The sequence below is a fragment of the Coprococcus ammoniilyticus genome, from assembly GCF_025567345.1.
Classification (GTDB): domain Bacteria; phylum Bacillota; class Clostridia; order Lachnospirales; family Lachnospiraceae; genus Coprococcus; species Coprococcus ammoniilyticus.
The window spans coordinates 231,422-250,942 of sequence record NZ_JAOQJS010000007.1 but is presented as its reverse complement, the minus strand read 5'-3'; the positions used below and the strand labels follow the sequence as shown (position 1 = coordinate 250,942).

The 19,521-nt window shown below is 45.4% G+C and carries 33 protein-coding genes, 1 tRNA gene and 1 pseudogene; all 35 read left to right on the top strand.

All coding sequences use genetic code 11. The features are described from left to right. A partial coding sequence (locus OCV60_RS12825; RefSeq protein WP_262530295.1) for a Cna B-type domain-containing protein occupies positions 1-1,230 on the top strand: 1,230 nt, incomplete at its 5' end. A gap of 276 nt (positions 1,231-1,506) precedes the next feature. Beyond that, positions 1,507-1,701: a helix-turn-helix domain-containing protein gene (locus OCV60_RS12820; RefSeq protein WP_118628460.1), complete on the top strand. Its 195-nt coding sequence runs from the start codon at positions 1,507-1,509 to the stop codon at positions 1,699-1,701. 15 nt (positions 1,702-1,716) lie between these two features. Then, a complete protein-coding gene (locus OCV60_RS12815) occupies positions 1,717-1,971 on the top strand; it encodes a hypothetical protein (RefSeq protein ID WP_262530294.1) in 255 nt (84 codons plus the stop codon). Then, positions 1,916-2,029, top strand: a pseudogene (locus OCV60_RS13215) (DNA cytosine methyltransferase); the annotation flags it as partial. The gene OCV60_RS12815 and the pseudogene OCV60_RS13215, both read left to right, overlap by 56 nt. 42 nt (positions 2,030-2,071) lie before the next feature. Beyond that, positions 2,072-2,854, top strand: coding sequence for a DNA cytosine methyltransferase (locus OCV60_RS12810; RefSeq protein WP_262530293.1), 783 nt, complete (start codon positions 2,072-2,074; stop codon positions 2,852-2,854). A 16-nt stretch (positions 2,855-2,870) separates the two neighbouring features. Then, positions 2,871-2,943: transfer RNA gene (locus tag OCV60_RS12805), tRNA-Ile, on the top strand. 235 nt (positions 2,944-3,178) lie between these two features. Next, positions 3,179-3,484, top strand: coding sequence for a hypothetical protein (locus OCV60_RS12800; protein ID WP_262530292.1), 306 nt, complete (start codon positions 3,179-3,181; stop codon positions 3,482-3,484). 2 nt (positions 3,485-3,486) lie between these two features. Next, positions 3,487-3,834: a hypothetical protein gene (locus tag OCV60_RS12795; protein ID WP_262530291.1), complete on the top strand. Its 348-nt coding sequence runs from the start codon at positions 3,487-3,489 to the stop codon at positions 3,832-3,834. Continuing rightward, positions 3,831-4,199, top strand: a complete 369-nt coding sequence (locus OCV60_RS12790) for a hypothetical protein (RefSeq protein ID WP_138343646.1) — start codon at positions 3,831-3,833, stop codon at positions 4,197-4,199. Before OCV60_RS12795 ends, OCV60_RS12790 begins: the two co-directional genes overlap by 4 nt. Next, positions 4,196-4,438: a defense against restriction DarA-related protein gene (locus OCV60_RS12785; RefSeq protein ID WP_262530290.1), complete on the top strand. Its 243-nt coding sequence runs from the start codon at positions 4,196-4,198 to the stop codon at positions 4,436-4,438. The genes OCV60_RS12790 and OCV60_RS12785 overlap by 4 nt, the downstream gene beginning before the upstream one ends. A 5-nt stretch (positions 4,439-4,443) precedes the next feature. Continuing rightward, positions 4,444-4,785 (top strand): hypothetical protein, encoded by a 342-nt coding sequence (locus OCV60_RS12780; RefSeq protein WP_002591245.1) that lies wholly within the window; start codon positions 4,444-4,446, stop codon positions 4,783-4,785. Positions 4,786-4,797: 12 nt separating this feature from the next. Further along, positions 4,798-5,097: a hypothetical protein gene (locus OCV60_RS12775; RefSeq protein ID WP_002591246.1), complete on the top strand. Its 300-nt coding sequence runs from the start codon at positions 4,798-4,800 to the stop codon at positions 5,095-5,097. A 20-nt stretch (positions 5,098-5,117) separates the two neighbouring features. After that, positions 5,118-5,846 carry a single-stranded DNA-binding protein gene (locus tag OCV60_RS12770; protein WP_262530289.1) on the top strand — a complete coding sequence of 243 codons (729 nt, stop codon included), beginning with the start codon at positions 5,118-5,120 and terminating at the stop codon, positions 5,844-5,846. Next, positions 5,836-6,090: a toxin PIN gene (locus OCV60_RS12765; RefSeq protein WP_262530288.1), complete on the top strand. Its 255-nt coding sequence runs from the start codon at positions 5,836-5,838 to the stop codon at positions 6,088-6,090. The genes OCV60_RS12770 and OCV60_RS12765 overlap by 11 nt, the downstream gene beginning before the upstream one ends. Beyond that, on the top strand, positions 6,080-6,400 hold the full coding sequence (locus tag OCV60_RS12760) for a hypothetical protein (RefSeq protein ID WP_002591249.1): 321 nt from the start codon (positions 6,080-6,082) through the stop codon (positions 6,398-6,400). Before OCV60_RS12765 ends, OCV60_RS12760 begins: the two co-directional genes overlap by 11 nt. Further along, entirely contained in the window at positions 6,397-6,903 is a 507-nt protein-coding gene (locus tag OCV60_RS12755) for a DUF7768 domain-containing protein (protein ID WP_117552285.1), read from the top strand. Before OCV60_RS12760 ends, OCV60_RS12755 begins: the two co-directional genes overlap by 4 nt. A 171-nt stretch (positions 6,904-7,074) precedes the next feature. Continuing rightward, positions 7,075-7,842 carry a rolling circle replication-associated protein gene (locus OCV60_RS12750; protein WP_022279754.1) on the top strand — a complete coding sequence of 256 codons (768 nt, stop codon included), beginning with the start codon at positions 7,075-7,077 and terminating at the stop codon, positions 7,840-7,842. A 1-nt stretch (position 7,843) separates the two neighbouring features. Continuing rightward, a complete protein-coding gene (locus tag OCV60_RS12745; protein WP_022279755.1) occupies positions 7,844-7,969 on the top strand; it encodes a hypothetical protein in 126 nt (41 codons plus the stop codon). Between the two features lie 264 nt (positions 7,970-8,233). After that, positions 8,234-8,644, top strand: coding sequence for a VRR-NUC domain-containing protein (locus OCV60_RS12740; protein ID WP_003023388.1), 411 nt, complete (start codon positions 8,234-8,236; stop codon positions 8,642-8,644). Between the two features lie 27 nt (positions 8,645-8,671). Then, positions 8,672-9,445, top strand: coding sequence for a ParA family protein (locus OCV60_RS12735; RefSeq protein ID WP_022279757.1), 774 nt, complete (start codon positions 8,672-8,674; stop codon positions 9,443-9,445). A 208-nt stretch (positions 9,446-9,653) separates the two neighbouring features. After that, positions 9,654-10,922, top strand: a complete 1,269-nt coding sequence (locus tag OCV60_RS12730; protein ID WP_262530287.1) for a ParB/RepB/Spo0J family partition protein — start codon at positions 9,654-9,656, stop codon at positions 10,920-10,922. After that, a complete protein-coding gene (locus tag OCV60_RS12725; RefSeq protein ID WP_002591257.1) occupies positions 10,915-11,148 on the top strand; it encodes a hypothetical protein in 234 nt (77 codons plus the stop codon). The genes OCV60_RS12730 and OCV60_RS12725 overlap by 8 nt, the downstream gene beginning before the upstream one ends. Next, positions 11,141-11,308, top strand: a complete 168-nt coding sequence (locus OCV60_RS12720; RefSeq protein WP_172679464.1) for a hypothetical protein — start codon at positions 11,141-11,143, stop codon at positions 11,306-11,308. Before OCV60_RS12725 ends, OCV60_RS12720 begins: the two co-directional genes overlap by 8 nt. Next, positions 11,305-11,583, top strand: a complete 279-nt coding sequence (locus OCV60_RS12715) for a DNA-binding protein (protein WP_262530286.1) — start codon at positions 11,305-11,307, stop codon at positions 11,581-11,583. The genes OCV60_RS12720 and OCV60_RS12715 overlap by 4 nt, the downstream gene beginning before the upstream one ends. Positions 11,584-11,663: 80 nt before the next feature. Further along, positions 11,664-12,059, top strand: a complete 396-nt coding sequence (locus OCV60_RS12710; protein WP_002591261.1) for a single-stranded DNA-binding protein — start codon at positions 11,664-11,666, stop codon at positions 12,057-12,059. 20 nt (positions 12,060-12,079) lie between these two features. Continuing rightward, positions 12,080-12,658, top strand: coding sequence for a sigma-70 family RNA polymerase sigma factor (locus tag OCV60_RS12705; protein WP_262530285.1), 579 nt, complete (start codon positions 12,080-12,082; stop codon positions 12,656-12,658). Between the two features lie 181 nt (positions 12,659-12,839). Continuing rightward, positions 12,840-13,136 carry an HNH endonuclease gene (locus OCV60_RS12700; RefSeq protein WP_201805268.1) on the top strand — a complete coding sequence of 99 codons (297 nt, stop codon included), beginning with the start codon at positions 12,840-12,842 and terminating at the stop codon, positions 13,134-13,136. Positions 13,137-13,245: 109 nt separating this feature from the next. Next, positions 13,246-13,599 carry a hypothetical protein gene (locus OCV60_RS12695; protein ID WP_174805388.1) on the top strand — a complete coding sequence of 118 codons (354 nt, stop codon included), beginning with the start codon at positions 13,246-13,248 and terminating at the stop codon, positions 13,597-13,599. Positions 13,600-13,605: 6 nt separating this feature from the next. Then, on the top strand, positions 13,606-15,261 hold the full coding sequence (locus OCV60_RS12690) for a terminase large subunit (protein WP_262530284.1): 1,656 nt from the start codon (positions 13,606-13,608) through the stop codon (positions 15,259-15,261). A 17-nt stretch (positions 15,262-15,278) separates the two neighbouring features. Continuing rightward, positions 15,279-16,559 carry a phage portal protein gene (locus OCV60_RS12685; protein ID WP_186981358.1) on the top strand — a complete coding sequence of 427 codons (1,281 nt, stop codon included), beginning with the start codon at positions 15,279-15,281 and terminating at the stop codon, positions 16,557-16,559. Continuing rightward, positions 16,549-17,145: an HK97 family phage prohead protease gene (locus OCV60_RS12680; protein WP_021904694.1), complete on the top strand. Its 597-nt coding sequence runs from the start codon at positions 16,549-16,551 to the stop codon at positions 17,143-17,145. Before OCV60_RS12685 ends, OCV60_RS12680 begins: the two co-directional genes overlap by 11 nt. A 28-nt stretch (positions 17,146-17,173) precedes the next feature. Then, positions 17,174-18,406 (top strand): phage major capsid protein, encoded by a 1,233-nt coding sequence (locus tag OCV60_RS12675; RefSeq protein WP_009297817.1) that lies wholly within the window; start codon positions 17,174-17,176, stop codon positions 18,404-18,406. A 52-nt stretch (positions 18,407-18,458) separates the two neighbouring features. Then, on the top strand, positions 18,459-18,839 hold the full coding sequence (locus OCV60_RS12670; protein ID WP_021904695.1) for a hypothetical protein: 381 nt from the start codon (positions 18,459-18,461) through the stop codon (positions 18,837-18,839). Between the two features lie 17 nt (positions 18,840-18,856). Continuing rightward, positions 18,857-19,192 (top strand): phage head-tail connector protein, encoded by a 336-nt coding sequence (locus tag OCV60_RS12665; RefSeq protein WP_262530283.1) that lies wholly within the window; start codon positions 18,857-18,859, stop codon positions 19,190-19,192. A 4-nt stretch (positions 19,193-19,196) separates the two neighbouring features. Further along, positions 19,197-19,520 carry a hypothetical protein gene (locus OCV60_RS12660; protein ID WP_262530282.1) on the top strand — a complete coding sequence of 108 codons (324 nt, stop codon included), beginning with the start codon at positions 19,197-19,199 and terminating at the stop codon, positions 19,518-19,520. Position 19,521: the final 1 nt, after the last annotated feature.

The following is a 19,521-nucleotide window of genomic DNA, read 5'->3' as shown; positions in this document are numbered from 1 at the left end:
GAATATGTTCTTGCAGATGGAAGCGTAAGCGCAACCAAGACAGGAATCAGCGTACCTGCAAACGGAAGCGTAACGATCAATGACATACCTGTAGGCACATATAACGTAAGCGAAGAGCAAACCGGAACAGCAATTACGAACTATGATCTGGTAGTTAGTGGTGAGGGTGATGTAAATGTAACAAAGGATACAGTTGTCAATGCAACCGTAACAAATACATATACATATCTGACTACATCCGTAACTGTTAAGAAAGCATGGAACGATAATAACAACAAGGCCAATAAGAGACCTGGATTTGTAACGGTACAGCTTTATGCCGAAACAACTATATCAGGAATTCCGGTACAGCTTGATGAAAGCAATGGTTGGACAAAGACTTGGGATAATCTTCCGAAATATGATGCAAACGGATTAATCCAGTATACGGTCAAGGAAGTAAATGTACCTAAGGAATATACCGACAGCATAACAACAGATCCTGCAACAGGTGAGATTACAATTACAAATACAAGAACCAGCACAAAGGGTAAACTTGTATTAACAAAGACCGTTGTTGGTGATGTCGATAAGGCAGAAGCTGAAAATGTGATTAAGTTCAAGATTACAGACGAAGCAGGTAATTCCGAGACATATGCACTGACCGATTTCCAGTATGATGTATCGACAAAGAAATATACATTAGAACTGGATAAGCCGGCTGGAACTTATACCATTGAAGAAATACAGTATGATATTGATGGATATGAAACAAGCAGCATCAAATACGTAGTAGGAACAGGCCTTCAAAAGGATGGTAAGTCAGCAGAAGCAACAGTAGTTGTAGATGAAACAGTAAATGTTGCATTTGTCGATACATATGATAAGACAACTACAACAGAGAATACGACAGAGGTTACAACTACGACGGAAGATACCACAGAGATTACAACCACAACGGAAGATACCACAGAGGTTACAACCACAACGGAAGATACCACAGAGGTCACAACTGAAACAGAAGATACAACTGAAACAGAAGATACAACTGAGACAGAAGATACAACTGAGACAGAAGACACTACGGAGATCACGACAACGGAAGACAAACCTTCCACTCCACCGGATACACCAAAAACCGGCGATGATGCTCCGCTTATGCCACTTGTAATCCTGTTTATGCTCAGTGCAGCAGGAGTTGTAACAGTGATTGTTGTAAAAAAGAAAAATGATCGTGCAGATCGTAAATAAAACGAATCTATAAAAACAACAAGTAAAGGTCAGGCACTCTGGTATGCAGAAATGCATATCAGGGTGCTTTTCTCTGTTGCTTATGTCGAAATATAGCGAATGAATTCTAACTGAAGATAAGTTTTAGAATGAAAATCGACAAGAGGTTATAGAGCCTCTGCCGATTTTCTTTTTTATAGGAAACAGCAGAAAAGAAGAGCGTGCAGAGCGTAAAAACTCTGACACGCTTATTTTTTTTACCATAAAAGCAAATGAGGACGGAAAGGAGCATAGAACATGGCGAAACGAAAGTACAAGCGTCTGCATTACGAGGACAGGCAGACCATAGAGGCTATGAGTAAGCAGGGCAGCAGTGTAAGCGATATTGCAGAGGTACTGGGAACACATAGGGACACAATTTATAGGGAGTTCAAACGCTGCAACGCCACACTGAAAACCTACACAGCAGCAGCGGGGCAGCAGGCATTATAAGGAAAGGAGTAAAACATGGGTATAACAGTTTTGAGTTTGTTTGATGGGATAAGCTGTGGAATGGTAGCACTTGAAAGAGCAGGAATAGAGGTAGATAAATACATAGCTTACGAAATAGAACATAATGCAATAGAAATCAGTAAAAAGAATTATCCAGAAATCGTACGAGGGGGGGGACGTAACAAAGGAAGATTTTACAAAGTACAAAGGAAAAATAGACATTTTAATTGGTGGCAGCCCATGCCAGAACCTTTGCAGTTGCGGAAATAGAAAAGGGTTAGAGGGAGAAGAAAGTAGACTGTTTTTTGATTATGTAAGGGCTTTGTACGAAACAGAGGCAAAATGGTTTTTATTGGAAAATAACGCAACCATGACAAAAGAAAACCAAGACATAATTACAGGCATTATGGGTGTAGAGCCTATTTATATAAATTCCAATCTATTAACGGCACAGGAAAGAAAAAGACTGTACTGGAAAAACATACCAGACATTAAGCAGCCAGAAGATAAGGGAATTTTTCTTAGAGATATAGTACAGCCAAGAGAAGAGAAAAAAGAGTACGAGTGCTATAAGCGGATGATGGCAAAGGAAGAGGGAACATTAGCACATAAAAAAGCATGGTCGCAAGTTAAAACATTAGACCAAAAAAGTAGAGCTTTAACAACTGCACAGAATATAAGCAATTCGGGTGCGACAAATATAAAGTATTCAGATACAGAGTATTACATACTGACGCCTTTAGAGTGTGAGCGTTTGCAGACACTGCCAGACAATTACACAGAGGGGGTAAGTAATATACAAAGATATAAAGCTATTGGAAATGGCTGGACGGTGGACGTAATAGCACACATTTTCAAATATCTTAAGAAAGCAATAGAGGAAAATATAGAGCCAGTCAAATTAAAAGACCATGAACGCCCACAGCAATCATACAGAAGAATGGTAAATACGGAAGAGAAAAAAACAGAGGAAAAAACAATAAATGCAAACGAGGTAATAGAAATGCAGGAAAAGGAGAAATACGAAAAGAAGATAGCAGAATTAGAGAGGGAGCTAAAGGAAAAAGACAAGGAAATAAGCAAAATTAGGGGAGAAATGCAGACCTTAAAAGACAGGGTATTTAACATTTTATTAGAAAAGGCGTGCGGTTGATAAAACCGTACCATGAGTGCCGTTAGTTCAGTGGTTAGAGCAGCCGCCTCATAAGCGGCAAGTCGTGGGTTCAAATCCCACACGGCACATTGTGTAGCAGGCATGGCGAGCCTGCGGCAGAGGGCAGCAGGCTAATAGCTGCAATCTGTATACCGTGAAAAAATAGCGGCGGTCATACCAGCCAGAAAGTATGTGGACGGTCAACAGGTTTTCAGTTGCTTTTTAATGTGAAAAGCAGCCCGCACGGTAAAACCAAACGCCAGAACAGGAGAGCGGCACACATGGAAAGGCAGAGAGCGCCGCCGAAAGGAAGAGAGGCAGACAATGGCAGCAGAGGCATTGATAGTAGAGGACGCATACCAGAAAGGCTACGCAGATGCAATGGAAGATATGCGAAAGAAAAAAGAGCAGAGGCGACAGCGGGAGCAAGAAAAGAAAGCCCGCCGCTGGTATTTCATTAAGCAGAAAGCCTATGGGTTTGTAATGCTGGCAGTTACCGTGCTGGCAGTATGGGCGACAGAGGGCGACATAACAATAGCGGTTATTACCGTACCGCTGGGGCTTATGTGTCTTTTCGGTAAAAAAATGCTGATAGTAGACAACTACTATTTTGAGGCAAAAAAGGGGTAGACATGGGAATAACAAGGACAGTAACAACGCGGGTACATTGCGACGTATGCGGCGAGTGGGTAACAGGCTGGGAAAGCGAGGGTATAGGAATAAGCAGAGAATGGGCTAAGTATTTTGTAAGGCTGCAAGGCTGCACAGCTGGAAAAAGGATTATATGCAAAGAGTGCCGAATAAAGCAGCGTATTAAAAAATGCAGTTTGCAGAAAAAATGCGGCGTAGCCGGAATGGACGGCGGCGCTTGTCTGGGATTTTCATACGACGGGGACGACGAGCCTATAGAACGCTGCAAGCGTTGCATAGCCTGCACAAGTTTTGACTGGGAAGAGGAAAAAGAAAGGCTGAAACTATGAGAAAACAGAAACGACAGACAGTTAAAAAACTGATGCAGTGCGCAGCCATTATAGCGGCAGGCGTGCTGGCAATCATTTTGTTTATGCTGGCTATCTGGTACAGAGGAAAGAACAGCGAGCCAGTAACAGACGAACAGGTAGCAGCGCAGATGCAGCAGGCAGAGCCGCTGGTTATTGAAACACCAGAGGCAGCCGCAGAGGGCAGCATAAGAGTATACGACTATGACGGCTGCTGTATTTATGCCTACTACGGCAAAATTCGGATAAACAACGACGGTAAGGATGGCAAGGACATTGACGTAGAGGCAATAGGATACTTAGAGGGCTACCAAGAACATAAAGAGGAAAGCGGGGCGGGAGAATGAGCCACAGATATTACAGCCCTTTACGCCCGTTATCACTGGGAACATTTCCAAAGCCGCAGGGAAACGAGATTTTGCATATAGAAAATTTTGAGGAACGGCAGAACGTACCAGAGATAGCACAGCAGGCGTGGGGATACATTGAGTATAAAGAGGCGCTTACAGAAATAGAGGCGGCAGCTTATGAGCTGATACCGTCAAACTGCATTTCTGAAATGGAAAACATAGAGGCAAGGAGATAAAGGCAATGAGCGAGGTATATATACGCAGCCAGAATAAAGAAAAGCTGTATAGACTGGGCGGTAATTACGCCTGCGTAGAGTATGGAGAGTACGAGGACATAAAGAAAAAGAGAGGCGGCGCAGAGGCAGACAAAAAGCGCCACGTAATTTGCATAAGTGACGGGTGTTTAGAAGAAATTGGAGAGTATGCCACAAAAGAGCGCTGCTTAGAGGTGCTGGACGAGATACAGAAAGCGTGCGTAAGCTATCTGTTTACGGCTGGCGGTGCAGCCGTAATAAGGGGCGGCATGGACGTACAGCCGTTTGCAGCAGTAATACCGAGGCTGTACGAAATGCCAGAGAAGTAGGAGAGGCAGACAGTGACAGTAAAGGAGTTTATAGGCACGCTGGAGAGTTCAGACCGCCTGCGCATTATCGAGGGCAAAGCAGAGGTTTACGTAGGGTATCTGGCAGCGTTCAAACCGTTTGCAGACCATGAGATAAGCGAGGAATACCGAAAATACAGCGGGCATGAGGTAAAGAAGTTTAGAGCAGTGCCGGAGATAACGCACAGACGCTGGAAAGAGCTGGGGCTTATGAAACCATTAGAGCCAGACCAGACAGCACAGTATAAGTTTAGTGATTTGCAGATGTCGCTTTACTACACCATTTACATATAAGAAAGGAAAGAGCAGGAAGTATGACAAAGAAAAAGCCGGATTTTTTACGGGATTTAGATACTGCAATCATGGACGAGCTTACAGGTGGCGGTATCAAGGGAAATGCAGCGGGACTGGTAGGAACGCTTACACAGATTAAGGAAATTAAGCAGCTATGCGGGCTGCCGTTTTGCGGTTATATGGCAAAGTTGGAAACGGTAAGACCAAGCGGCGTGCCGGACGAGGTAACAGTAGTATTTGCAGAGGGCGTACCATACAGGGCTTGCAACGGCATAGAATTTGACGTTATGCAGGAATTTGTAGAGGGCAGCAGGCTTTTACTGACAGGTAAGGTGCAGACGCTTAAGGACTTCCAGAGCGGTAGACTGCTGGTATATATTCTGGCAGATTTTGTGGCGGTATCGGAAAAGGCAGTAGAGCAGGACGAGGCAGCAGTAAGAGGCGTTATAGCGAATAAGCCAACATACAGAGAAACACCGAGAGGCAAGCGCATTACTGATATTACGGTAAAGGTAAGAAATGAGCTTACAGGCGGCAGCTGCTTTTTACCGTGCATCTGCTGGCAGGAACAGGCAGACGAGGCGGCGCAGTGGCAGCAGGGCGACACTGTAGAGCTGCTGGGACGGTATCAGAGCCGCCAGTATGAAAAGGTGCTTGATGCAGCCACAGGAGAAAGAGAACAGCGCACAGCTTATGAGGTATCGGTACGGCTGATTAGAAGAAAGGAAGAGGCAGAAAATGAGTGTTGAACATATCGGCAAGGGCTATGTAAAAATCTGCGTGAGTGAGGAAGAGTTAGAGAACAGCATAGCTGGGCTTAGCCAGTTAAAACCTATTTTGCAAACGCAAGTAATAAAAGGGAACGGAAGAAACACAAAGCAGGGGCTTATTGACGCAGCAGAGATGGGAAAACATTTTGATACAGCGATAGATGCAATGACTATGCTTTTGGCTGGGTTTAAGGAAGAAAGCGAGGCACAGAATGAAGAGTAAAACAATTTTAGGAGCAGACGGCGCAACAAAAATGCGGCAGATTACAGTAGGGATACACGGAAAGGGCGGCGAGGCAGGCATAAAGGCAATACAGCAGCTTGCAGGCATGGTGGACAGCTTAAAGCAGTGCCAGACACCACAGGAAGTATACGACAGATATTTACAGATTACGGGGTACTGTAAATGCTGCGTTGATTGTAATTTTATAGACCAAAAGGGAGCAGACGAGCTGATGTGCTTAGCAGCATATCTGGCAGGAAATGAACAGGCACGGGCAGAGGCACAACAGAAAGCGGGTAAAAAGGCATGAGAAAGGTTTATATATGCAGCCCATACAGGGCGAAAGACGGCGCAGAGCTGGACAGAAACATAGATTATGCGCAGCAGCTGACACGGCAGGCGTTAGAGGCGGGCTTAGCACCCATTACGCCGCATTTATATATGACGCAGTGCATGGACGATAAAAAGCCGGAAGAGCGGGCAAGGGGCATGGCTGCGGGGCTTGCGCTGCTGAAAGGCTGCGATTTTGTTATTGCTGGTGTGAAATACGGCATAACAGAGGGAATGGACAGAGAAATACATACAGCAAATATGCTGGGAATTGCGGTTATAGATGCAAACCAGATTAAACGGCATCTGGAATATGAGGAAAAGCGACAGGAGAGGGCGGCGAGCGATTACGCAAAGCTGCATAGCTGCGAATTTTGCAAGGGCAGCAAATTATACAGCTGCACGGGCTACGATTGCAGAGAGCCGTACAGACGGGCTTATGAGTATGCCTTAAGCCGCATAAGAGAGCGGCAGGAAACATGAAAAAATAAAAGCGCCTACGGTGGGGAAACACCATAGGCGCTAAGCTATACAGCTTTGAAATACTATAAAAATTATAAGCTATGTATGGCACAAAGTCAAGAAATTTAACGGGCAGGCAGCCCGTTTTAACACTTGATAAAAGTATTAACGAACCGACAGAGAGGTAGATATATGCCATACGTAGAGAGGGTAACAAAAGCGGGAAATACGATAGAGATAGAGAGGTACTTTACCAGTAGGTACAAAAAGAAAGGTATCAGCAGAGGGGATAAAGTAAAGCCAACAAAAGAAGAGCAGGAGAAAGTAAACACCAGACAGGCAGAGAGAAAGTTAAGGATACTCATAAATGCAAACTATGGCTATGGGGACTACCATTTAGTGCTTGACTATATCCGCAGGAAAGGAGAGCCGGACAGAACGCCGGAGCAGATGCGGCAGGACATAGACGTATTTTTGAGGGAGTGCAGAAAGGAGTACAGAAAAGCAGGGTTAGAGTTCAAATACATACACGTTATGGAGATAGGCAAGAAAGGTGCGAGGCATCACCACCTTGTAGTAAATAAAATTGATACAGAGATTTTACAACGCTGCTGGTATAAGGCATACGAGGGGCATAACAGGGTTAAGGTATTCCCACTGGACGATAGCGGCAACTATGCAGAACTGGCAAGCTATTTAATCAAATACACAGGAACGCACAAAAAGGGTACTGACGGAGCATTACAGGGCAAGCGCTGGAATTGCAGCAAGAATTTAGTAAGACCAGAACCAGAGTACCACATAATTTCAGACCGTGAGTATTTCAAGAAAGAGCCAAAAGCAATAAAGGGCTATTACGTGGACAAGAACAGCGTAAGCATGGGGGTACACAGCCCAGAGTATTACGGCTATGGGTATTTAAGATACACCTTAGTAAAAATAACAGATAGGGGGGGCTGAAATGCAGATAATCAAGGGCATTGCCATTGCAGCAGTGTTGATAATAGCCGGACTGCTGGCACTGATTGTGGCAGCATATCTGGCGTTTAGAATTGCGGCGGCTATTTTTGAACAGCAGGAGAGCTGAAAAAAACAACGGCAGCAGAAAGGACAGAAAACATGATAGAAAAAATTAAATACTGGTTATTCCAGAAAGGCAAGGACTGTAAGCGCTGCTGCCTACGGTGCAGATACTACGGTATATGCCGCTGGGACGTACTGGGAAATGCAGGACTACAAAGCGAGGAAACAATAACGCTTTTGGCGATAGAGAACAGCAAGCCGCATAAGGACGGGCTACTTTTTAGAATTTGCCAGTATGTAGAATTTAAGCAGAGAGCGAGGCGAGAAAATGAGAAACTTTAGACTGGACGACGAAAGCGGGCATCAAGAGGCATTATTTAGCTGGGCTGCATACAGAACAGAGATTATGCCGGAACTGCAATATATGTATCATGTGCCAAACGGCGGCAAACGTGATAAAGCAACAGCAGCGGTGCTTAAGAGGCAGGGCGTAAAGGCTGGCGTGCCAGACATTATGCTACCAGCTGCAAGGGCTGGGTATCATGGGCTTTATATAGAGCTTAAGGCAGGCGAGAACACGACGACCAAGAAACAGAAAGAGTGGTTAGAGTATCTGCGGCAGCAGGGCTATTATACCGCCGTCTGCTACGGCTGGCAGCCAGCAGCGCAGCTGATAGAGCAGTATTTATTACATTCAGACGAGCTTACAAAAGAACAGGAAACAGTAACCATGCGTTAGGGGCGACGCAGGAAAGAGAGGCAAAGAATGAAAACAATAAGCATTTTGAACTTAAAGGGCGGCGTAGCCAAGACCTTTACAGCGGCAAACATGGCGTATGAGATTTACAGGAGAGGTTACAGGGTGCTGCTGATTGACAATGATAAGCAAGGGAATTTAAGCAAGGCGTATAGCAGATACGACGCAGAGAGCGTAGCACCAGTTACAAGGTTGCTGGCTGGGGACTGGCAGGGAGCAACAGAGCTGATACAGAATACAGATTACGTAGGGCAGCAGTGCTGCATAGATATTGTTACGTCGAATATGTCACTTTTTGGGGCTACGTGGAATTTGACAAAAGAGGACAGCGAGAACCAGACAGAACGCTATAAGAGATTTGCAGACATTATGGGCGGCTTTTATGATTACTGTATCATTGATAACCCGCCGGATATTGGGCTTAATGTCATAAATGCGCTTGCAATCACGGACGAGGTAATAGTACCCGTAAAGGTGGACGAGGACGCTTTAGAGGGGCTGGACATTGTGACAGAGCAGATAGAGGACGCAAAGGCATTTAACCCAGCATTAAAGCTGGCAGGCGTACTGATTACGTCATACCAGAACACAGACGGCGAGGCAGCAGGCGTAGAGTGGCTGGAACAAAAGACAGATTTTAATATTTTGGGTATTATTCGGTATTCCAAGAAAGTAGCAGAAAATACTTTCATGCGTAAGCCGATTTATGAGTATAGCCCATGCTGCGGAGCGGCGCAGGGGTACAAGAAATTTGTAACAGCGTATACAGGGAAAGCGAGGTAGCAAGCGTGGCACATAAAGAGAGATTATGCGTTTACTGGCATTGTCGCAGGACTGGCGGTACGGAGTGCTGGAACTGGGGCAGCAAATTTGCAGGGAAGAAATGCCCGAAAAGCGACGCTTGCGAGCATTGGAGAACGTGCGAAATGTGCAACGGAGTAATGGGACAGTGTAAGAAAAAACAAAGGATTGAGAAAGCGAGGTAGAGAATATGGCAAAGTTTGGTATTAACGACATTCTGAACGCAAAGACGAAAGCAGCAGGGCAGCAGGCACAGACGGACGGATACAAAGAGATTTATTTAAGCCCTTATGAGGTAAAGGCAGCGCAGGAGAATACACACCAGAAATTAGAGAACATAGAAGAGCTGGCAGACAGCTTTTTACACGTAGGACAGGAACAGCCTACAGTATTGGCGAGAGTAAACGGGGAATACCGTATAATCGACGGACACAGACGTAATGCGGCAAATATTTTGAACTTAGAGCGGGGACATAAAGAGTATGAGAAAGTGCTTTACCGCTTTATGGACATGAGCGAGGCAATGTATGAGCTGCGCTTATTGGCTGGCAACGGATATACGCAGGAACTTACAGCATATGAAAAAACCAGATTAGTAGAGCGTACCAAAGCGGCGCTTATCAGAGCCAAGGAAGAGGACGGCTTAGAGATACAGGGCAAAATGCGTGATTTAGTGGCGGCTATGATAAATGAGAGCAGCACAAACGTAGCCAGAATGGACGCAATCAACAACAACGCCACGCCGGAGATTAAAGAGCAGCTGAAAGAGGGCAATTTAGGTATCACTGCTGCATACGAGGCAGCCAAGCTGGACGAGGACGAGCAGAAAGAAATAGCGGAAAAAGCAGCAGCGGGCGAAAATGTGAGGGCAAAGGAAATAGCGGAAAAGGTAGCAGAGAAAAAGGCGGGGGACGATTACGAAACACCGCACCCAGAAAGCATAACATCTTTGTGCTATTCCTGCCAGAAATACAAGGACTGCAACGTAAAAACGGGAACGTGCCAGAAATGCGACCAGTACATAAATAAGGCAGAGGCTGAAAAGACAGACGAACAGCGATACAGCGAAGAGCAGGACGCTATAGACCGACAGACAAAGAAAAAATTGCAGGAGCGGGCAGACACAGAAAAAATGGAGCATCTGCCAAGCGAGGGGAATATAGAGCATAAGCAGCATGAATTAAAGATAGTGGCATCTGATTACAAGGACGTAATAAGCGGGAAAAAGAGCTTTGAGCTGCGGAAGAATGACAGAGGATACAAACAGGGCGACAGCCTTAAAATGCTGGAATTTAAGGACGGTAAGCACACAGGGCGCACGATTGATGCAGATATTATTTATATGCTGGAAGATTATACAGGGCTTACAGAGGGCTACTGTATTCTGGGTATCAGAGTAACAGACTATACAGGTAAGGTGTCCGAAACGGACACGGAAAGCGGGGCAGAACATGAATAGACGGCAGCGGAAAAAGAAGAAAGCACAGGTATTTACAATTATTCTGGGTTGTACGGCGTTTTGCAAGGCAGAGCAATACGAGAAGATGCGGAAAAGCGTAGAATATCAGTTACGAACAGGCAGCGTGGTTATGCTGCCTGCATACTTGCACGTAGAGGCAATCATAAAGCAGCGAGGCGGCAGAAATATTGAGATTAAGCAGGAAAACGGGGTAGTAAATGTTTGAGTATATGGACGGCATAGTAGATGCAGTGGAAGAAATTGGACAGGCAGCAGTAGACGTAGCAGTATTTGTGACGATATGCACAGCAAAAGCGGTGTTGATAATAACAGCGCCAGTATGGATATTGCCGTATACGATATGGAGAAAGGGGCGTAAGCAGTGAAATACAGACAGTGGAAAAAGAACTATAAGAAAAAGCATGGAGTAAACCCGCCGTTAGAGCTGGACAAGCGAAAACAGCGCAGGCTTGCAAGAAAAATGGCAAGACAGATAAATGAAACCTTGCCAACAGCAGCAGAAACATTGACGGCAGCTATTAACCGCTGGGCGCAGAGTATAAAGCCAGCACTGGCGACATTATGCGAGAACGTAGCAGCGGCGTTTAGCAATATGGCAGCAGGATTGAGAGAAGAAAGCGAGGCGGTAGAAAATGACTAATATTTTACTGGGAATTATAGCACTGGAATTGCTGGCTATATTTTCAAAACTGGACAAACTGGAAGAGAGGGGCAGAGAGAATGAATAACGTATCACTTACAGGGCGGCTTACAAGAGAGCCAGAGCTTAGATATGGCGGGCAGGACAATAGCACAGCTATTACCCGCTTTACGCTTGCGGTAGACGACGGGAAAGACACAGATTTTATAAATATTAAGTGTTTCGGACGTACTGCGGAATGGGCGCAGAAATGGTTAAGCAAAGGCAGCAGGGCAGAGGTTACTGGTAAGATTAAAACAGGCAGCTACGAGAGCCAGCGCACGGGCAGTAAGGTATATTACACAGAGGTTGTGGCAAATAGCGTAGGCTTCGGAGAGAGCAAAGCAGAGGCAGAGGCGAGAGGGCAGCAGCTGCCGGAGAGTGACGGGTTTATGAATATCCCAGAGGGAGCAGACGAAGAGCTGCCGTTTAATTAACAGAAAGCGAGGTACAGAACATGGAGCAGGAAGAAACAAAGACAACAGCGGCAACAGGGGTAGAAATGCCGCCAGAGGCTGAAAGCTGGGTACAGCTGCACGAAAGCGAATTAACAGAGCTGATGCAGAAACAGGCAAAGGCTGCAATAACGGAACTGAAACGACAGGAAAAGCAGGAGCGAAAGAAAGAGAAATACCACAACACTTTTACGCTTATGAAATGCTACCGTGATGCGGTTTTCCATATTGAGAACGCAATAAGCGACGGGCAGCAGTTGGAGCTTAAGGGTATGACGGACGAGCAGCAGCGTACATACTTAGAGAGTATCAGACGCACACGTTTTAAGACATTGATAATGACAGCGCATATAGACAAGGCGGTAGAAGAGATAGAGCGCCGTAGAGAGGCAGCAGGCAGAGGCGTAGAGTACAAGGCTTTTGAAATGTATTTCATGCAGGGCATGGACTATGCGGAAATTGCAGAGCAGCTGGACACAGGAAAGAATACACCGAGGCGCTGGGTAACAGGTATCATAAATGAGCTGTCAGTATTATTGTGGGGGATTGATGAAGAGCGCACAGCTGGCGTGGTAAAGTAATGGTAAAAACGTGGTGTTTACATGGGAAAACAAAAGAGATACAATGGTAGCATGAAATGAGTAGGCGATAGCTTAAGCCATGTGCGGCAGCAGTTGCCTACTCCTTTTCTATTCATTCTTTAGCCTCCACCCAGCGCATGAAACTTAGGGCGCTGGGGAATGAAGAAAGAGAGGGGACAGTATGAAAGCATGGGCTAAGAGCTTTTATTTATCAGCGGCATGGGAAAAAACCAGAGCCGCTTATTTAATGTCACAAGATTATATTTGTGAACGCTGCGGGCAGCCCGCAAAGATAGTGCATCATAAGCGCTGGCTTAATAGAGAGAACATAAACGACATAAGCGTTACGTTGTGCTGGGATAACTTAGAGGCGTTGTGCCAAGACTGCCACAACAAGGAACACCACAAACAGGAGAGGCATAAGCGGTATCGGTTCGACGAGAACGGCGGCATACTCCCCCCCATATCAGAAAAATAATTAAAGGGGGCGAATACCGAGGGGGATACCCTAAAATTACCCTACGGGCGTGCGCACGGGTGGTGTAGGGGGTGTGGTGCGGCGCAGGAATGGAAAGCGGGGTAAAGGAATGGCAACAAAGAAAGAGAAAACCAAAGAACAGAGGATAAAGACCGAAAAGACCAGACTTAAGGGAATTTTCAAGGACTTAGACGAAAACAAAAGAAAATTAGTAACGCCGCTGATAGAAAAGGCTGCATTTATGAGCATTGAGCTGGACGACTTGCAGGCGAAACTTGAAAAAGACGGCTGGACGAGTGAGTACCAGAACGGGCAGAACCAGTGGGGAACAAAGAAAAGCCCAGAGGCAGAAACCTACATAGCGCTTAGTAAGAACTATGCAGCAGTGATTAAGCAGCTTACGGAATTAGTACCAGCTGCGAAACGAAAGACAAGCAGGCTGGCGGCTTTGCGGGAAGAGTAAGCAATATTGCCGCCTTATCGAAATTATATCTATGAGTACCACGCAAAGATTACAAGCGGCGAAATCATAGCGGGAAAATGGATAAAGAAAATATACGAAATCATTATAAACGGGCTGCAAAAGCAGGAGTATTTTTTTAATGCAAAGGCTGCGAATAAGGCTATACGGTTCATAGAGAACTTTTGCCACCACAGCAAGGGGCGTAATGATTTAATCAAGTTGGAGCTATGGCAGAAAGCCATAGTTTCTGTTATTTTTGGCATACAGGACGCAGAAAAAATACGTATTTTCCGTGAAATTTTTATTGTAATTGGCAGAAAAAATGGAAAAAGTTTATTTGCATCTGCGATTATTGCATACATGGCGTACTTAGAGCCGGAGTACGGACAAGAAATATACTGCTTAGCTCCAAAATTAGACCAAGCAGCGCTGGTGTATGACGGATTTTATCAAATGGTACAGGCAGAGGACGAGTTAGCAGAGCTGGCAAAGAAACGGCGCAGCGATATTTATATTGCGGAGAGCAACACGGTAATAAAACCGATTGCTTTTAATGCCAAGAAGTCAGACGGATTTAACCCGCAGCTTGTGGTATGTGATGAAATGGCAGCATGGAGCGGGGACGCTGGACTAAAGCAGTATGAGGTTATGAAATCCGCTTTAGGCGCACGTACTCAACCTATGATATTGAGCATAAGCACTGCCGGATATATCAACGACAGTATTTATGATGAACTAATGAAACGTAGCACAAGTTTCTTGAAAGGAAACAGCAAAGAGCGCAGGCTATTACCATTCCTTTACATGATTGATGATGTGGAGAAGTGGAACGACATAGACGAACTGAAAAAGGCTAACCCTAACATGGGCGTATCCGTAAAAGAAAGTTTCTTTATGGACGAGATAGCCGTAGCAGAGGGCAGCTTAAGTAAAAAAGCAGAGTTCCTTACAAAGTATTGCAATATCAAGCAGAACAGCTCTATTGCATGGCTGGAATATCAGACAGTAGAGAACGCCGGAGTAGAAAAGACCTTAGAGGACTTTAGGGACTGCTACGCAGTGGGCGGTATTGACTTAAGCCAGACAACGGACTTAACGGCAGCCAGTGTGGTTATTCAGAAAGACGGTACACTGTATGCGTTTACGCAGTTCTTTATGCCACGGGGCAGGCTGGAATACTTACAGGCTACGGACGGCGTGCCGTATGACATATTTGTTAAAAAGGGGCTGATAACCTTAAGCGGCGAGAATTACGTAGACTACAACGACGTTTACGGCTGGTTTACTATGTTACTGGAAGATTACGGAATACGACCTTTAAAAATCGGCTACGACAGATACAGCGCCCAGTACCTTATTACCGATATGGCAAATTATGGTTTTCACATGGACGACGTTTACCAAGGCGAAAACCTTACACCAGTTATAAGGGAGTTTGAGGGCATCATAAAAGACGGCGATTTTAAGATAGCCGACAACAATTTACTAAAGACACATTTCTTAAATGTTGCGCTTAAGCACAACATGGAAACAAGAAAATTCAGACCTATAAAAATCGAGCAGCGGGCGCATATCGACGGCTTTGTATCTGTCATAGATGCAATGACCGTGCGGCAGAAATACTGGGAAGAGTGCGGCGAGCTGCTTAAAAATGCCGCATAGAAAGGAGAGTAAACGGCATGAAATTTTTAGATTATCTTTTTCATGGTAAAGAGCTGCGATATATCGACAGCTATTTTAAAATGCTGAACGGATACAGCCCGACGTTTACCAGTTATAACGGCGGCGTATATGAAATGGATTTAACCAGAACGGCAGTAAACAGCTTTGCGACACATTGCAGTAAACTTAAGCCGGAGATTGAGGGCAGCGCCCTTAAGTCACTGGAAAAGACACTACAGCATAAGCCCAACTATTTTATGGACACAACAAAGTTTATTAAGCGTCTGGCAACGTATGTAGCGGTGGAACACACCGCTTTTATTATACCTATCGAGGACGAGTACGGGCGGCTTTGTGGCTGGTATCCATTGAGGGCGCAACGCTGCGAAGTCGTAGAGGCAGCAGGGCAGGTGTATTTACGGTATCTGTTTGCAAATGGCGAGCATGGAGCTATAGAGTTTGAACGTGTAGGCATTATGACAGATTTTGAATACACAGACGACCTTTTCGGAGAGGACAACAGAACACTTAAGCCAACAATGCAGCTGATACATACGCAAAACGAGGGAATTATAAACGCTGTCAAAAATTCTGCAAATATCCGCTTTCTGGCAAAGGTGGCAAATATGCTGAAACCAGAGGACATAAAGAAAGAGCGACAGCGTTTTACCGAGGATAACTTAACCGCCGACAACGATAGCGGCATGATAATTTATGATAACAAGTTTAGTGAGCTGAAACAGGTAGAGAGCAAACCATACACGCCAAACGCATTGCAGATGCAGAATATACAGGAAAATGTATGCACGCATTTTGGTACAAACATGGATATTTTACAAAATAAATTTGATGAAAATACGTGGAATGCTTACTACGAGGGGAAAATAGAACCGTTTGCAATACAGCTATCGCTTGTTATGACAAATATGAGTTTTACCGAGAGAGAAAGAGCTTGCGGTAATGCTATTTTCTTTTCAGCAAACCGCCTGCAATATGCCAGCAACGCCACAAAGTTAAGCGTAAGCACACAGCTTTTTGACCGTGCGCTATTGAACAGAAACGGTGTTATGGATATATGGAACATGGCACACGTTGAGGACGGGGAAAAGTATTATATCCGCAAAGAGTATACCGAGGTAAGCGAACTGCAAAACAGTAATGGAAAGCCACAGATAATTATACAGCAAGCGCCCATAGCAACAGGGCAGCAGGCAGAGCCGCAGCAGACACCGCCAGCGGCAGCAGGAGAACCAGCAGGCGGGCTGGGAGAGAAAGAGGGTGTAAATAATGCCGATTAAGAAAGAGCGGGAATATAGGGCGCTGGCAGCGCCATTGACAGCGCAGAGTGCAACGAAATTGATACAGACGGAGTATTACGTAGAGGGTTACGCCACTACGTTTGATGCGCCGTATTTGCTGTATGAATTTGAGGACGGCACAAAGATTTACGAAAGAATAGACGCACACGCTTTAGACGGTGCAGACATGAGCGACGTTATCATGCAGTACGACCATGAGGGCAGGGTATTTGCCAGACAGTCAAACAAGACGCTGATTTTACAGCCGGACTATAAAGGGCTTAAGGTGGCGGCTGATTTAGGCAAGACAGATTTAGCCCGTGGGCTATACCAAGACATAGAGGCAGGCATGATAAATAAAATGTCGTGGGCTTTTAGCGTAGCAGAGGAAAGCTACGACAGAGAAACACACACAAGGACGATTTTGAAAATCAAGAAAGTTTATGATGTATCAGCCGTGAGCATTCCAGCAAACGGCGATACTGAAATAAGCGCCCGTGCTTTTGCGAGTAGGAGTTACGAGCAGGAGAGGCAGGAGCTGCTTAAGAGGCGGGCAGCAATACTAAAGATTAGAGCGAGCTTATAAAATCCAAGACCAGAAAGGAAACATAACAATGAGATTAAAAGAAATTGAGGAAAGATTAGCAGCAATTAAAAACGAGCTTACCACAAGAGCAGCGGAGCTGAAAGAGGAAGAAATTACAGCGCTGGAGAATGAGGTAACAGCTTTACAGGAAGAGAGAGCGGCAATTAAGGCAGCAGCAGAAAAGCGTAGCGCACTGCTTGCGAGAATTGCAGCAGGCGAAAGCGTAGGCGACGGAGAGGGAGACGGCAGCGGACAGCAGAGAGTGCTTAGAAATTTCAAGGGAGCAGCTGGCGAGGGCGATAACGACGACAAATACGGCAGCATGGAATACCGCAAAGCATTTATGAAATATGTATGCAGAGGCGAGGCGCTGCCGAAAGAGTACAGAGCAGATGCGGTAAGCAAAAGCACAGACGTAGGCGCAGTTATCCCTACCACAGTGCTTAACCAGATTGTAGAAAAGCTGGAAAGCACAGGTATGATTTTAGCCCTTGTAACCAGAACTGCATACAAGGGCGGCGTTTCTATCCCCGTATCTACTGTAAAGCCTACTGCAACATGGGTAAATGAGGGAGCAGGCAGCGACAAGCAGAAAAAGAATATTGCAAAAGACGGAATGATTACTTTTGCATACCATAAGCTGCGCTGTGCAGTAGCCGTATCTCTGGAAGTAGATACAATGGCAATCAGCGCTTTTGAAACACTGCTTATTAACAATATTGTTGAGGCAATGACAAAAGCGTTAGAGCAGGCAATCATTGACGGAAACGGAACAGGAAAACCGAAAGGAATTTTAGCAGAGACACCAGCCGACGGGCAGACAATCGAGAGCGCCGCACCGTCTTACAGTGATTTGATTAAGGCAGAGGGTGCTTTACCTATGGCTTATGAAAATGGCGCTGTGTGGTGCATGAGTAAAAAGACCTTTATGGAGTATGTAGGCATGACAGATAAGAACGGGCAGCCTATCGCAAAAGTGAACTATGGAACATCTGGAAAGCCGGAGAGAACGCTTTTAGGCAGAACAGTTGTACTTTGCGATTACGTAGCAAGCTACAGCGCAGCACTTGCGAAAGATACAATTTTTGCATTCCTTTTCAATTTCAAGGACTACGTGCTTAATACAAACTACTCTATGGGCGTAAAGAAGTATGAGGACAACGACACAGACGACCAGATTACAAAGGGCATTATGCTTGTAGACGGCAAGGTAGTAGACAAAAACAGCCTTGTAGTTGTAAAGAAAATCGAGGCAGTGTAATTAACAAGGCAGCTGGTGTATAAACACTGGCTGCCAGAAAGCGAGGTAGACCATGAAAGGGTATTTAGACGCTAAAGAACTGGAAAGCTACAAGAAAGAAGATTTGCAGGAACTGGCAAAGCAGCTGGGTGTAGATGCAGAGGGAACAAAGAAAGAAATTGCTACACGCTGCGCAGCGGTTGAGGTAGACATACCGGACGAAAGCGAGCTTACAGAAGAGGATAAAAGAGCAGCGGAAGAGGCGGCAGCAGAGGCAGCAGCGAAAGCCGAAGAGGAAGAGGCAGCCACAGAACTTGTAAAAGTAAAAGCACAGCGCCGTTTCCTTGACAAGGAATTAAACCAGATTAAGGATACTGGGGACGAATACGCAGTAAGCAGAGAACGTGCAGCAGTTCTGGAAGAGGCAGGCGTAGCAGCAGTAATAGAAGAGTAAGAAAGAGGGTGCAGGCTATGGCAGCAGATACCACAACATTAACCGAGAAAATGCGGGCGGCGCTGCGTATCAGCAGCACCAGTGAGAAAATCACAGAGGAAATAAACGACTGTATAGCCGCCTGCAAAGCTGATATGGAAAACGACGGCGTAAAAGTGATAAAAGAGACAGACGGGTTGATTATCAGAGCAATTACACTGTATTGCAAGGCAGAGTTTGGTTTTAACAATGCTGCGGAACAATTTAGAAAGTCATACGACGCACTTAAAATGCGCTTATCTTTATCAGCAGAATACAACACAGCGCCGCAAGTGTCCGAAACGGACACCAACAGCACAGAAAGTGGGGTGTAAAGCGGTGGAGTGGCTGGACGAATTAACACTTATTGCAGAAACAACAGCAGAAAACAGGGTAAATAAAAACGGCTTTGCAGTAAAGCCGGAAGAAAGCACCCGCACTGTATTCTGTAACAAAAAATCAGTAGGGTACAGTGAATATTTTAAGAGCCAGCAGACAGGAAAACTGGTAGAGGCAAAGTACGAGGTACACAAGGCAGATTATGGCGGCGAGGACGTAGTAGAAGTAAACGGGCGGCGCTATTTTGTACTTAAGACCTACGATACAGGAATAGACACCATAGAGCTTACGCTTACAGATTTACGCCACAGAAACGAGGTGTAAG

What these genes read in the sequence shown, in the direction of transcription:
- OCV60_RS12760 (WP_002591249.1), top strand. Translation starts at nt 6,080, where the DNA reads ATGAAGAGTAAAACAATTTTAGGAGCAGACGGCGCAACAAAAATGCGG.
- OCV60_RS12790 (WP_138343646.1), top strand. Translation starts at nt 3,831, where the DNA reads ATGAGAAAACAGAAACGACAGACAGTTAAAAAACTGATGCAGTGCGCA.
- OCV60_RS12730 (WP_262530287.1), top strand. Translation starts at nt 9,654, where the DNA reads ATGGCAAAGTTTGGTATTAACGACATTCTGAACGCAAAGACGAAAGCA.
- OCV60_RS12705 (WP_262530285.1), top strand. Translation starts at nt 12,080, where the DNA reads ATGGAGCAGGAAGAAACAAAGACAACAGCGGCAACAGGGGTAGAAATG.
- OCV60_RS12750 (WP_022279754.1), top strand. Translation starts at nt 7,075, where the DNA reads ATGCCATACGTAGAGAGGGTAACAAAAGCGGGAAATACGATAGAGATA.
- OCV60_RS12770 (WP_262530289.1), top strand. Translation starts at nt 5,118, where the DNA reads ATGACAAAGAAAAAGCCGGATTTTTTACGGGATTTAGATACTGCAATC.
- OCV60_RS12695 (WP_174805388.1), top strand. Translation starts at nt 13,246, where the DNA reads ATGGCAACAAAGAAAGAGAAAACCAAAGAACAGAGGATAAAGACCGAA.
- OCV60_RS12710 (WP_002591261.1), top strand. Translation starts at nt 11,664, where the DNA reads ATGAATAACGTATCACTTACAGGGCGGCTTACAAGAGAGCCAGAGCTT.
- OCV60_RS12800 (WP_262530292.1), top strand. Translation starts at nt 3,179, where the DNA reads ATGGCAGCAGAGGCATTGATAGTAGAGGACGCATACCAGAAAGGCTAC.
- OCV60_RS12820 (WP_118628460.1), top strand. Translation starts at nt 1,507, where the DNA reads ATGGCGAAACGAAAGTACAAGCGTCTGCATTACGAGGACAGGCAGACC.
- OCV60_RS12675 (WP_009297817.1), top strand. Translation starts at nt 17,174, where the DNA reads ATGAGATTAAAAGAAATTGAGGAAAGATTAGCAGCAATTAAAAACGAG.
- OCV60_RS12700 (WP_201805268.1), top strand. Translation starts at nt 12,840, where the DNA reads ATGAAAGCATGGGCTAAGAGCTTTTATTTATCAGCGGCATGGGAAAAA.
- OCV60_RS12720 (WP_172679464.1), top strand. Translation starts at nt 11,141, where the DNA reads ATGTTTGAGTATATGGACGGCATAGTAGATGCAGTGGAAGAAATTGGA.
- OCV60_RS12785 (WP_262530290.1), top strand. Translation starts at nt 4,196, where the DNA reads ATGAGCCACAGATATTACAGCCCTTTACGCCCGTTATCACTGGGAACA.
- OCV60_RS12780 (WP_002591245.1), top strand. Translation starts at nt 4,444, where the DNA reads ATGAGCGAGGTATATATACGCAGCCAGAATAAAGAAAAGCTGTATAGA.
- OCV60_RS12755 (WP_117552285.1), top strand. Translation starts at nt 6,397, where the DNA reads ATGAGAAAGGTTTATATATGCAGCCCATACAGGGCGAAAGACGGCGCA.
- OCV60_RS12665 (WP_262530283.1), top strand. Translation starts at nt 18,857, where the DNA reads ATGGCAGCAGATACCACAACATTAACCGAGAAAATGCGGGCGGCGCTG.
- OCV60_RS12685 (WP_186981358.1), top strand. Translation starts at nt 15,279, where the DNA reads ATGAAATTTTTAGATTATCTTTTTCATGGTAAAGAGCTGCGATATATC.
- OCV60_RS12740 (WP_003023388.1), top strand. Translation starts at nt 8,234, where the DNA reads ATGAGAAACTTTAGACTGGACGACGAAAGCGGGCATCAAGAGGCATTA.
- OCV60_RS12795 (WP_262530291.1), top strand. Translation starts at nt 3,487, where the DNA reads ATGGGAATAACAAGGACAGTAACAACGCGGGTACATTGCGACGTATGC.
- OCV60_RS12745 (WP_022279755.1), top strand. Translation starts at nt 7,844, where the DNA reads ATGCAGATAATCAAGGGCATTGCCATTGCAGCAGTGTTGATAATAGCC.
- OCV60_RS12725 (WP_002591257.1), top strand. Translation starts at nt 10,915, where the DNA reads ATGAATAGACGGCAGCGGAAAAAGAAGAAAGCACAGGTATTTACAATT.
- OCV60_RS12810 (WP_262530293.1), top strand. Translation starts at nt 2,072, where the DNA reads ATGACAAAAGAAAACCAAGACATAATTACAGGCATTATGGGTGTAGAG.
- OCV60_RS12765 (WP_262530288.1), top strand. Translation starts at nt 5,836, where the DNA reads ATGAGTGTTGAACATATCGGCAAGGGCTATGTAAAAATCTGCGTGAGT.
- OCV60_RS12670 (WP_021904695.1), top strand. Translation starts at nt 18,459, where the DNA reads ATGAAAGGGTATTTAGACGCTAAAGAACTGGAAAGCTACAAGAAAGAA.
- OCV60_RS12815 (WP_262530294.1), top strand. Translation starts at nt 1,717, where the DNA reads ATGGGTATAACAGTTTTGAGTTTGTTTGATGGGATAAGCTGTGGAATG.
- OCV60_RS12735 (WP_022279757.1), top strand. Translation starts at nt 8,672, where the DNA reads ATGAAAACAATAAGCATTTTGAACTTAAAGGGCGGCGTAGCCAAGACC.
- OCV60_RS12680 (WP_021904694.1), top strand. Translation starts at nt 16,549, where the DNA reads ATGCCGATTAAGAAAGAGCGGGAATATAGGGCGCTGGCAGCGCCATTG.